This window comes from Ruegeria sp. C6, from assembly GCF_056537625.1.
On the sequence record NZ_JBQFRW010000001.1, the window covers coordinates 1360127 to 1371446 of the forward strand.

The window sequence follows — 11320 nt, forward strand, 5'->3', positions numbered from 1 at the left end:
CCCAAGGGGTTTATACACCCGTTGCCGGTATACCTGTCCGCTCAACAGGCCGGGGCGCTGTCAACTCTTTCCAGGTGCTCAGCGCCTTGTTCACATGGGTGTTGGCCTCGCGCGCAACGAACTTCCCGTGCCCTTCCTGAGTCTGAATCTCGCCATCATGTACAGCCACCGCACCGCGGGTCAGCGTGAACCGGGGCAGGCCTCGCACCTCTTTGCCCTCGAAGACGTTGTAGTCGATCGACGACTGCTGCGTATCAGCCGAGATCACCTTGGCCTTATCCGGATCCCAAACCACCAGATCAGCATCCGCTCCCACGAGAACCGCACCTTTTTTCGGATAACAATTCAATATCTTGGCGATGTTAGTTGAAGTAACAGCCACGAACTCATTCGGCGTCAATCGCCCGGTATTCACCCCATGCGTCCAAAGCATCGGCATCCGATCCTCCAGCCCTCCGGTCCCGTTCGGGATTTTGGTGAAATCACCCACGCCATATCGTTTCTGCTCGGTCGTAAAGGCGCAATGGTCCGTGGCCACGACGCTCAGAGTTCCCGATTGCAAACCGTTCCACAAGCTGTCCTGATGCTGCTTATTCCGGAACGGAGGGCTCATGACTCGCCGTGCCGCATGCTCCCAATCGTGATGGAAATACTCGCTTTCATCCAATGTTAGGTGTTGGATCAAAGGCTCGCCCCAAACCCGTTTGCCCTGCATCTTGGCGCGTCGAATAGCCTCATGCGCCTCCTCACAGGAAGTATGCACCACATAAAGCGGTACGCCCGCCATATCCGCGATCATGATCGCGCGGTTGGTTGCCTCACCTTCCACCTGTGGCGGGCGGGAATAGGCATGCGCCTCTGGCCCGGTATTACCTTCTGCCAATAGCTTCGCACTCAGTTCTGCAACCACATCGCCATTCTCGGCATGAACCATCGCGGTGCCACCCAACTCGGCCAGACGCTTGAACGAAGCAAACAGCTCATCGTCGTTCACCATCAGCGCGCCTTTATAGGCCATGAAATGCTTGAACGTATTGATGCCACGCGTCTCGATGACGGTTTTGATGTCGTCAAACACCTGCTCGCCCCACCAGGTCACCGCCATATGGAACGAATAATCACAGTTCGCGCGCGTAGACTTGTTGTCCCAACGCTTCAGGGCGTCCAACAGGCTTTCGCCCGGATTAGGCAACGCGAAATCCACAACCATCGTGGTCCCGCCTGCCAGCGCTGCGCGTGTTCCGCTTTCGAAATCATCGCTGGAATAGGTTCCCATAAACGGCATTTCCAGATGCGTGTGCGGGTCGATCCCTCCGGGCATGACATAACAGCCCGATGCATCAAGTTCCTTATCACCACGCAGGTCCGGCCCAATCTCAGTAATCACACCACCTTCGACCTTTACATCCGCCTTATAGGTCAGATCAGCGGTCACAACGGTTCCGTTCTTGATTACAGTGCTCATGTTAAACTCCCTGATGCGGTCTGCGCCGCTTGCTTCATCTGGCTAAAAATACCCCGGGGGAGCCGCCCATCGGGCGACGGGGGCAGAGCCCCCTATTCCACGATCCCAGCCGTCTCGACGACCGCATGCAACAGAACATCCGCCCCGGCTGCAGCCCAATCCTTGCTGATCTCCTCAGCTTCGTTATGGCTCAACCCATCAACGCATGGGCACATCACCATCGCCGTTGGCGCTACCCGGTTGATCCAGCAGGCATCATGCCCGGCGCCCGAGATGATATCCGTATGCGAATACCCCAACCGCTCAGCCGCATCGCGCACCGCCGCCACGCAACCCTCATCAAACTTCACTGGATCAAAACCGCCCACTTTCTCGAATTCGATCTGCAGCCCCATCTCTTCGACGATGTCTTCAGCTGCGACCCGCAGACGGTTCTCCATATCAGTGATCACGTCCAACTCGGGCGAGCGAAAATCGACCGTGAACACTGCCTTTCCAGGGATCACATTGCGTGAGTTCGGATAGACATCGATATGCCCCGCCGCACCCACGGCATGAGGTGCATGCGACCATGCAATCTCGTCCACTTTCTCAAGAATACGCGCCATCGCCAGCCCGGCATTCTTGCGCATCGGCATCGGTGTAGACCCAGTATGCGCATCCTTGCCGGTCACGGTAACCTGGGTCCAGCTCAAACCCTGACCGTGGGTTACAACGCCAATATCCTTACCCTCAGCTTCCAGAATCGGGCCCTGTTCAATGTGCAACTCAAAGAAAGCGTGCATCTTGCGCGCACCAACCTCTTCATCGCCGCGCCAACCGATGCGGTTCAATTCATCTCCGAACTTCTTTCCTTCGGCATCCTCACGTGCATAAGCCCAGTCCTGAGTGTGCATTCCGGCAAACACCCCCGAAGACAACATCGCCGGGGCATATCGCGTCCCTTCTTCGTTGGTCCAATTGGTGGCCACAATAGGGTGCTTGGTCTTGATGCCTAGGTCATTCAGCGTGCGAATGATCTCCAGCCCACCAAGCACGCCAAGAACGCCATCATACTTGCCACCTGTGGGCTGCGTATCCAAATGCGACCCTACATAAACCGGCAGTGCCTCGGGGTCCGCTCCCTCTCGTCGGGCAAACATGTTGCCCATCTGGTCCAACCCCATCGAGCAACCGGCATCCTCGCACCATTTCTGAAACAGCGCGCGCCCTTCGGCGTCCTCGTCCGTTAGCGTCTGACGGTTGTTGCCACCCGCGACGCCTGGGCCGATCTTGGCCATCTCCATCAGGCTGTCCCATAACCTGTCGCCATTGATCCTGAGATTCTGCGCCGGAGCTGCCATCATGTTCTTCCCTGTTGCTTGCGATTTGGCTCGCTTTTGGTGTCTTGATTTGACCATCTGGTCAAACTCACGCTATCACGGGTTCGACATCAGTCAAGAAATTGCAGTGGCCTGCCGGAATTTTCGACATAATTGACGCCCAACTGGCCGAAAAAAGGACAACAGGTGAACATGCCCAAAGACCGCGCCCCAACCCGGATTCAGCAAAAGAACCGAGCAGCGATTCTCGAGGCGGCCCTGAATGTGTTCTCAGCCCACGGTTTTCGCGGCGCAACCGTCGACCAAATTGCAGCTGAGGCGGGGCTGAGCAAGCCCAACCTGCTCTATTATTTTCCATCGAAAGAAGCGATCCATACAGCCCTGTTGTCGGGACTGCTTGAAGTCTGGCTCGCTCCCCTGCACGCGTTGAATGAGGATGGCGACCCGCTGGAAGAAATACTGTCTTATATCCAACGCAAGCTTGAGATGAGCCGCGACCTGCCTCGCGAGAGCCGCCTCTTTGCCAATGAGCTTGTTCAGGGCGCGCCGCGCATTCATGAAGCTTTGTCCAGCGATCTCAAAAAACTGGTCGATGAAAAAACCACGATTCTGACAAGCTGGATGGCTCAGGGCAAAATTGCACGAGTCCATCCCTATCATCTGATTTTCTCGATCTGGGCACTGACACAGCATTATGCGGATTTCGATGTTCAAGTCCGGGCAATTCTTGGGGAAGAAGACCCTTTCGAAGGCGCGGTTCCGTTCGTGGAAACGCTCTATCGAAAACTGCTTACACCTTAAGAGACGCTTAACCCTATTGAGAAAAGCTTGGAGCATGATGACGTATCGCTCAGATCCCGAGCCTTGGATCACCCAGCTTTTCTCGTCCCGATCTGCTCGAACGGGAGCTGTTGTGCGACGCTTAGTTGCTTGGGTCGAACGCGAGGTTGGTCACGCGGCTTTTCAGGCTGAAGTGAAACGGCGCGGATACTATTTGATCCGCACCGCCAATCAATATGTCATCATCTGCCACAACGGACCCATCGACATTCTGTTCTGAGAAAATTCGCCGAATTTTCTCCGCCAAGATTTTTCGACAAAAAATCTCTGACTACTCCGCCGCTTTCGCCATGGGGTTGTTGGGGTGTGTCGTCCAATTGGCATATTCAGGATCAACGACCTTGCCTGTGCGCGGATCAACCGCTCCGGCGGCCATCGGCTCCATGGAAATACACCCCTCTACAGGGCACACATCCACGCAAAGATTGCAGGCCACGCATTCCTCGTCGATAACCTCGAACACCCGATCCGCCGACATCGAAATCGCCTGATGGCTGGTATCTTCACAGGCTGCAAAACAGCGACCGCATTTGATGCACTGATCCTGATCGATCTTCGCTTTGGCGATGTAGTTGAGGTTCAGATATTGCCAATCCGTCACATTGGGCACTGCGCGTCCGATCACTTCGTCGATATTGGCATAGCCTTTCTCATCCATCCATTCTGATAAGCCAGCCGTCAATTCATCGATGATTTTGAACCCATAGGTCATCGCTGCAGTGCAGACCTGAACATTGCCGCAACCCAGCGAGATAAACTCTGCTGCATCGCGCCAAGTGGTGACGCCACCGATGCCTGAGATCGGTAGCCTATGCGTGGCTTCAGCCCGCGCAATCTCGGACACCATCGACAACGCGATTGGTTTCACCGCCGGTCCGCAGTAGCCACCATGGCTGCCTTTACCGTCAATCGAGGGTTCGGGGCTGAACGTGTCCAGATTGACACTGGTGATCGAGTTGATCGTATTGATCAGCGATACCGCATCCGCGCCCCCATTCTTCGCCGCCGCCGCAGGTTTGCGGATATCCGTAATGTTCGGCGTTAGCTTCACGATAACTGGGCGGTCGTAATACTGTTTGCACCAACGGGTCACCATTTCGATGTATTCCGGCACCTGCCCGACGGCAGACCCCATACCCCGTTCACTCATCCCGTGCGGACAGCCAAAATTCAGCTCGATCCCGTCCGCACCGGTTTCAGCCACACGCGGCAGAATGGCCTTCCAAGCAGCCTCCTCACAGGGCACCATGATCGAGGCGATCAGGGCGCGATCTGGATAATCCGCCTTTACGCGGGCCATTTCCTCAAGGTTCACCTCAAGCGGCCGATCTGTGATCAGTTCGATGTTGTTGAGCCCCAACAACCGGCGGTCCGCGCCATAAATCGCGCCATAGCGTGGGCCGTTCACATTCACGACCGGAGGCCCCTCGGCCCCCAAGGTCTTCCACACTACGCCGCCCCATCCGGCCTCGAAGGCGCGGCGAACATTGTACTCCTTATCCGTCGGTGGCGCGGAGGCCAGCCAATACGGGTTCGGGCTTGATATTCCAATAAAGTTTGATGTTAAATCAGTCATTTATCCGGCCTCCCTGATGCAGTTCTGCATCTTTGTCTTTGAGTTTCACGCGCTCAGAGCAGCGTGGATATCCATCGCGGCATCGCGACCTTCGGCTACGGCGGTCACGGTCAGGTCTTCGCCTCCTGCCGCACAGTCTCCGCCAGCCCACACACCGGTCATTGAAGTGCGTCCCGCCCCGGTCACGGCAATCTTATTGCCATCCAGCGTTAGGCCTTCCGGCGCACCGTCAAGCGTCTGACCGATGGCCTTAAAAACCTGATCGGCGGGCACACGGACAGTTTCACCCGTTCCGGTCAGTCGACCATCATGGCTAGCAGTATACTCCAATTCGATCTCTGCTGCGGCACCATTTCCGTGAATAGCCACCGGCTGAACATTGCAGAGAATCCGAACACCATGCGACGCCGCCAAATCCTGTTCGTACCGGCTTGCACCCATCGCGTCGCGACCTCGGCGATAGGCGATGGTGACGTGCTCAGCGCCTAGCAGTTTCGATTTCACTGCCGCATCTACGGCAGTCATACCACCGCCAATCACAACGACATTGCGACCCACAGGTAGATCAACCAGATCGCTGGCCTGTCGCACATCCGAGATAAAGTCGACCGCCGGGCGCACCCCGTCTTTATCGACCCCATCAGCCCGCAGTGCGTTCACCCCCGCAAGTCCTATTGACAGGAAAACAGCGTCATAGTTCTCCTGCAACCCTTCCAGAGAAATCGTCTCTCCCAGAATCGAACCGGTCTCGATCGCGATCCCGCCTATTTTAAACAGCCAATCGACCTCGGCCTGTGCAAAATCATTGGTAGATTTATACGCCGCAATCCCGTATTCGTTCAGACCGCCTGGCTTGGGCTTGCCTTCGTGGATCACCACATCGTGCCCCTGCATCGCCAGACGATGCGCACAGGCCAGACCGGCGGGCCCTGCCCCAACTACGGCAATTGTCTTGCCGGTTGATGCGGCGCGCTCGAACGGATGCGCACCCGAGGCCATCACATCATCGGTTGCATAACGCTGCAGGCGTCCGATCTCGACCGGCTTGCCTTCGGCCGTCTCACGCACGCAAGCCTCTTCACACAAAGTTTCGGTCGGACAAACCCGGGCACACATGCCGCCCAGAATGTTCTGCTCCAGAATGGTCTGCCCTGCCGCCTGCGGTTGCCCGGCCTGAATCTGGCGAATGAACAACGGAATATCGATATCCGTCGGACAGGCCGTCACACATGGCGCGTCATAGCAGAAATAGCATCGATCGGCGGCCACGGCGGCCTCGTGCGGGGCCAGTGGCGGATGCAGATCGGTGAAATTCGAGGTCAGCTCATCGCTGGAAAGCCGCCCGGAGACGATCCCGGGTGCCATCTGGCCCTGTGCCATCACTCTACTCCCTGTAGATATGTTTGTTATGGACCCTAGCTTGCCACAATCTGATTTTTTATCAATTGGTAAAATTTGCCAAATGGTCAAAAAATGAAAAATCCGGGCGGAATCGCCCGGATTCAGTTAGAAATTGCCTATTTTGTTGGCAGCGGCGGCTCAGACCATCCCGCCCAGGTGGCCGGATTTGATCCAAACACGGGCTCCGCCCTCTCCTGCTACAGCAACAAAGCGTGGTCCAGGCGGCAAGCGCAACCAGTCCCAAGTGCCAAATTCCTCGCCCGCCTCGGCAAAGCCACCTTCGATAACAAAGACCTCAAACCCCTTATCTGCGTCCAATTCAATATGTTCGCCCGCGCCCCAGGTTTGCACCTGGACATCCTCATGCGCATCCTTGAACAAATCGATATTTCCGCCCCCGTTGATCGAGCGCCGAACCTCGGTGCGGTCATCGGGGTCGAACTGATGCAGTTTGACCAGAATAGTCGCGCCTTCGCTGGCCGAAGGTGTATGGCAGGACGTCGGGGGATTGCGTACATAGCTGCCGACAGGGAAGTCTCCGGTTTCATCCTGGAACACTCCGTCCAGCACCAGATATTCCTCACCCCCGTCATGAGTATGCGACGAAAACGCGCTGCCGGGGGCAAAGCGCACGATGGTTGTGGCACGCGCCACTTTCTCGCCAATGCGGTCCAGCATCTTGCGTTCGACGCCAGCAGCCGGTGACGCGACCCATTCGGTCTGATCAAAGTGAACGGCGACCCGCTGTGTGAAATCTGCATTGACCCGCATATGCAATCCTCCTGCGTTGCTGTCACATTAGATGGGAGCACGAGCCGGATTTGCAAACCGGTCATGTTTGGGGTTTTGACGCCCTTCACAGCTTGTTGTACTTCCGGTTGAGGCAGCGGCCGAATACCGGCCCGATCAGAAAGCGCAACACGATGCAGGCAAGCCCGGCGACATTCAACATCCTCATCATCGGGCAAAACAACCGGCTGCAATACGAGGCTCTTTTGTTCGCCGCCTCGCTGCGCCACAGCTCACCAGGGTTCAAAGGTCGGCTGTTCGTCGGGGTGCCACAGCCCGGCCCTCTTTGGCCTCAGAACCCCAGCATTCAGGATGCCGAAGTTCTTGAAGCCCTGCAGCATCTGGGTGCCGAGATTCTGCCTTTTGAATCTCATGCTTTTGGCTCGAGCTATCCCAATGGCAACAAGATCGAAGCTTTGCTGGCGATGCCAGAGGGCGAGCCCTTTGCCTTTTTCGACTCCGACACTCTGATCACCGGCGAAATTTCCGACGTCCCGTTCGATTTCGAACAGCCCGGCGCCTCACTTCGGGTCGAGGGAACATGGCCCAAACCCACGCTCTACGGCCCAGGATATGAGGGTATCTGGCGCGCACTGTATGACCGGTTCGGGCTGGATTTCGAAAGCTCTCTCGATCCCAGCCAGCCCGAGGGTTATTGGCGGCGCTACCTGTATTTTAACGCCGGTTATTTCTTCTACAAATGCCCCCGCCAATTTGGTGAGCGGTTTATGGGCTATGCCCGCACCATTCGCGACGAGGAAATCCCCGAACTGACCGGGCAAGTTCTGAACCCGTGGCTAGATCAGATCGCCTTGCCGCTGGTCATCCATTCCTTCGGTGGCGGACGGGATGCCCTGCCCGAGGGCCTGCTGGATGGTCGGATCAGCTGCCACTATCGCCTGTTCCCGATGCTCTACGCCCGCGAAAGCGATCATGTGGTCGAGATATTGGAAACCGTCGTGGCCCCGAACAAGATCAAAAAAGTGCTCAAAGGCTATGATCCACTGAAGAAGCTCGTGATACAGCGCAAGGGTGCGAAGATCCGGGCATTGTTCGACCGAAACAACCTGCCCGCACGCGAACAGGTAATTCGCAAAACGATCAAGTCCAAGGGGCTTTGGCTGCGGTGACGCGGACATTGTGCCGGGCGAGCCAATGTCCTAGAGATTCAGCAACACACATTCCAACAGGAGATTTCCTCGATGTCGGACGGACCCACCTACGGTTTTGACACGCTGCAAATTCACGCCGGGGCCCGCCCCGACCCTGCCACAGGCGCGCGCCAGACACCGATCTACCAGACCACGGCATATGTATTTCGCGACGCGGAACACGCCGCCGCGTTGTTCAACCTGCAGGAAGTGGGTTTTATCTATTCGCGACTGACCAACCCGACTGTAGCGGTGCTGCAGGAACGTGTGGCGACGCTTGAAGGCGGTGTCGGTGCGGTCTGCTGTTCCTCGGGACACGCAGCGCAGATCATGGCGCTTTTCCCGCTGATGGGGCCGGGCTGCAATGTTGTCGCCTCGACCCGCCTCTACGGTGGGACGGTGACGCAGTTTAGCCAGACGATCAAACGTTTCGGCTGGTCGGCCAAATTCGTTGATACCGATGATCTGGACGCTGTGAAGGCCGCTATCGACGAAAACACCCGTGCAGTTTTCTGCGAATCCATCGCCAATCCTGGCGGCTATGTCACTGATATCCGTGCTCTGGCGGATTTAGCCGATGCAGCAGGCATTCCGCTGATCGTCGACAACACCTCGGCCACGCCCTACCTGTGCCGCCCGATTGAACACGGCGCGACTCTGGTCGTTCACTCGACCACCAAGTACCTGACCGGCAACGGCACCGTGACCGGCGGCTGCATCGTGGATTCGGGCAAGTTCGACTGGTCGGCGAATGACAAGTTCCCCTCGCTCAGCGAACCCGAATCCGCCTATCACGGCCTGAAATTCCACGAGACCTTCGGCCCGCTCGCCTTTACATTCCACGGCATCGCGATCGGTCTACGCGATCTGGGCATGACGATGAACCCTCAGGCGGCGCATTACACGCTGATGGGGATAGAAACGCTATCGCTACGGATGGAGCGCCATGTCGAAAACGCGCAGAAAATAGCAGCGTGGCTCGAGGCAGACGACCGTGTGGATTACGTGACATATGCTGGCCTGCCATCCTCGCCCTATAGCGACAGGGTAAAAAAGCACTACCCGCGCGGCGCGGGCGCCCTGTTCACCTTTGCGGTCAAGGGCGGCTATGACGCCTGCGTAAAGCTGGTGAACGCGCTTGAGATCTTCAGCCACGTCGCCAACCTTGGCGACGCACGGTCGCTGATCATCCACTCGGCCTCGACCACACACCGTCAGTTGACGCCCGAGCAGCAGGAAGCTGCAGGCGCAAGCCCTGGAGTGGTGCGCGTGTCCATCGGGATCGAGGATGCAGACGATCTGATCGCTGATCTCGATCAGGCTCTGTCCAAAGCCAGCGCCTGATCCGATGACCGGGCACAACACAAATGAACTGGGTCAACCCATCGGTTTTTCGGTCACGGGCGAGTTCCCTCGCCCCACGCCACCTTACACACCGATGCAGGGCCGGTTCTGTTCCGTTGTGCCATTGGATGTAAACAGGCACGCGCCCGGCTTGTACCGGGCGTTTGCCAATGACATGGACGGCCGCAATTGGACTTACCTTCCCTACGGCCCGTTCGACTCTGAGGCGGATTTCACCGCATGGGCGCAGTCAAATTGCATGGATGCGGACCCGATGTTCCATACAGTGTTCGACGCGGATGAGGTACCCGTCGGGATGGCCTCGTACCTTCGAGTCGAACCAGCCGCGGGTGCAATAGAAGTGGGCCACATCCATTTCTCACCCTTGCTGCAGCGTAAACCGCAATCAACCGAAGTGATGTATCTGATGATGCGCCGGGTGTTCGATGAGCTTGGTTATCGCCGCTATGAATGGAAATGCGACGCCCTGAACGCGCCATCAAAACGCGCAGCTGAACGTTTGGGTTTCACGTTCGAGGGCGTCTTCCGGCAGGCGACCCATTACAAAGGGCGCAACCGGGATACGGCGTGGTTTTCGATTATCGACAGCGAGTGGCCGCGCATTCGCGCGGCATTCGAGAACTGGCTTGCGCCGGGGAATTTCGATGCATCGGGCCAGCAGCGCCAACCGCTGCAAGCCCGCGTTGGATCGTAGCTTACTCCGCGATTTCGAACTCCATCGCGATATTGACCGAAACGGAAATCTCTCCGCCTGCGACCGGCACGCCACCGGCGTCCGACATCGCCATCTCGCGCATCTGAGCCATCGGGCGAACACCTCCGCCGTGGTCGTTGATCGATAGGATGGGACCCAGCGTAACCCCGGACGCCTGCGCTAGTTGCTGCGCCTTCTCGGTCGCATCTGCCACAGCTTTGGCCCGTGCTTCAGCCTCAAGCGGTTTGGGCTCTTGCACGCCAAAGCTCAGACCGCCGAAATCATTCGCACCATCCTTGATGACCGCATCCATGATCTGGCCCAGATTATCCAGATCCCGCACGCGAACCGAAACGCGGTTGGACGCGGTGAACCCAGTGATCTTGGGTGGCTCATTGCTGGAATTGCTGCGCCCCGACCAGACCGGTGAAAGCGAAAGATCGCGCGTCTGAACATCGCGCGCCTCCAATCCCATTTCGTCCAGTCGTTTGAGGATCTGCGTCACCGCATCCGAGGTCGCCTGCATCGCTACCGATGCCTGCGCATCCTGATTGGTCACGCCCAGTATTATCGTTGCCATATCGGGTGCAACCAGAGCCGTACCGGTCCCGCTGACCGAGATGCGACGTTCTTCCGCATGGGCGGGCAGAGTCGCGGTGGCAGCGGCCATGGCGGCCAAAAAAGCAAGTGTCTTCAAGATGATCCCTCCTTGATGCT

General features: G+C 57.4%; 11 protein-coding genes. 5 read left to right on the forward strand and 6 right to left on the reverse strand.

Annotated elements, in window-relative coordinates:
- Positions 1–10 precede the first annotated feature (10 nt).
- Together hydA and ACR0MJ_RS06745 are read right to left on the reverse strand one after the other, a co-directional pair.
- A complete protein-coding gene (gene hydA, locus ACR0MJ_RS06740; protein ID WP_170393377.1) occupies positions 11–1465 on the reverse strand; it encodes a dihydropyrimidinase in 1455 nt (484 codons plus the stop codon).
- A 92-nt stretch (positions 1466–1557) separates the two neighbouring features.
- Positions 1558–2808, reverse strand: coding sequence for a Zn-dependent hydrolase (locus ACR0MJ_RS06745; protein ID WP_170563162.1), 1251 nt, complete (start codon positions 2806–2808; stop codon positions 1558–1560).
- A gap of 171 nt (positions 2809–2979) precedes the next feature.
- Here ACR0MJ_RS06745 and ACR0MJ_RS06750 point away from each other — a divergent pair, with 171 nt between their 5' ends.
- Entirely contained in the window at positions 2980–3588 is a 609-nt protein-coding gene (locus ACR0MJ_RS06750) for a TetR family transcriptional regulator C-terminal domain-containing protein (protein ID WP_170393378.1), read from the forward strand.
- Positions 3589–3700: 112 nt separating this feature from the next.
- Entirely contained in the window at positions 3701–3847 is a 147-nt protein-coding gene (locus ACR0MJ_RS06755; protein ID WP_480760051.1) for a hypothetical protein, read from the forward strand.
- Between the two features lie 51 nt (positions 3848–3898).
- Here ACR0MJ_RS06755 and preA read toward each other — a convergent pair whose 3' ends face one another.
- From preA to ACR0MJ_RS06770, 3 genes are all read right to left on the reverse strand, one after another.
- On the reverse strand, positions 3899–5203 hold the full coding sequence (gene preA, locus ACR0MJ_RS06760) for an NAD-dependent dihydropyrimidine dehydrogenase subunit PreA (RefSeq protein WP_480760054.1): 1305 nt from the start codon (positions 5201–5203) through the stop codon (positions 3899–3901).
- 45 nt (positions 5204–5248) lie between these two features.
- Positions 5249–6583, reverse strand: a complete 1335-nt coding sequence (locus tag ACR0MJ_RS06765; protein ID WP_480760057.1) for an NAD(P)-dependent oxidoreductase — start codon at positions 6581–6583, stop codon at positions 5249–5251.
- Positions 6584–6742: 159 nt separating this feature from the next.
- Complete coding sequence (locus tag ACR0MJ_RS06770) at positions 6743–7375, reverse strand: cupin domain-containing protein (RefSeq protein WP_480760059.1); 633 nt, start codon at positions 7373–7375, stop codon at positions 6743–6745.
- A 152-nt stretch (positions 7376–7527) separates the two neighbouring features.
- On the opposite strand from ACR0MJ_RS06770, the gene ACR0MJ_RS06775 reads away from it, so the two are divergent.
- From ACR0MJ_RS06775 to ACR0MJ_RS06785, 3 genes are all read left to right on the forward strand, one after another.
- Positions 7528–8523 carry a hypothetical protein gene (locus ACR0MJ_RS06775; protein WP_170817645.1) on the forward strand — a complete coding sequence of 332 codons (996 nt, stop codon included), beginning with the start codon at positions 7528–7530 and terminating at the stop codon, positions 8521–8523.
- Positions 8524–8595: 72 nt separating this feature from the next.
- Entirely contained in the window at positions 8596–9888 is a 1293-nt protein-coding gene (locus tag ACR0MJ_RS06780; protein ID WP_480760062.1) for an O-acetylhomoserine aminocarboxypropyltransferase/cysteine synthase family protein, read from the forward strand.
- Positions 9889–9892: 4 nt separating this feature from the next.
- Positions 9893–10603 (forward strand): GNAT family N-acetyltransferase, encoded by a 711-nt coding sequence (locus ACR0MJ_RS06785; protein WP_170735250.1) that lies wholly within the window; start codon positions 9893–9895, stop codon positions 10601–10603.
- A gap of 1 nt (position 10604) precedes the next feature.
- Here ACR0MJ_RS06785 and ACR0MJ_RS06790 read toward each other — a convergent pair whose 3' ends face one another.
- Positions 10605–11300 carry an SIMPL domain-containing protein gene (locus ACR0MJ_RS06790; protein ID WP_480760064.1) on the reverse strand — a complete coding sequence of 232 codons (696 nt, stop codon included), beginning with the start codon at positions 11298–11300 and terminating at the stop codon, positions 10605–10607.
- Positions 11301–11320 lie beyond the last annotated feature (20 nt).

Coding starts and splice junctions, on each gene's coding strand:
- ACR0MJ_RS06780 (WP_480760062.1), top strand. CDS start 8,596: ATGTCGGACGGACCCACCTACGGTTTTGACACGCTGCAAATTCACGCC.
- preA (WP_480760054.1), bottom strand. CDS start 5,203: ATGACTGATTTAACATCAAACTTTATTGGAATATCAAGCCCGAACCCG.
- ACR0MJ_RS06770 (WP_480760059.1), bottom strand. CDS start 7,375: ATGCGGGTCAATGCAGATTTCACACAGCGGGTCGCCGTTCACTTTGAT.
- ACR0MJ_RS06775 (WP_170817645.1), top strand. CDS start 7,528: ATGCAGGCAAGCCCGGCGACATTCAACATCCTCATCATCGGGCAAAAC.
- ACR0MJ_RS06745 (WP_170563162.1), bottom strand. CDS start 2,808: ATGGCAGCTCCGGCGCAGAATCTCAGGATCAATGGCGACAGGTTATGG.
- hydA (WP_170393377.1), bottom strand. CDS start 1,465: ATGAGCACTGTAATCAAGAACGGAACCGTTGTGACCGCTGATCTGACC.
- ACR0MJ_RS06785 (WP_170735250.1), top strand. CDS start 9,893: ATGACCGGGCACAACACAAATGAACTGGGTCAACCCATCGGTTTTTCG.
- ACR0MJ_RS06750 (WP_170393378.1), top strand. CDS start 2,980: ATGCCCAAAGACCGCGCCCCAACCCGGATTCAGCAAAAGAACCGAGCA.
- ACR0MJ_RS06765 (WP_480760057.1), bottom strand. CDS start 6,583: ATGGCACAGGGCCAGATGGCACCCGGGATCGTCTCCGGGCGGCTTTCC.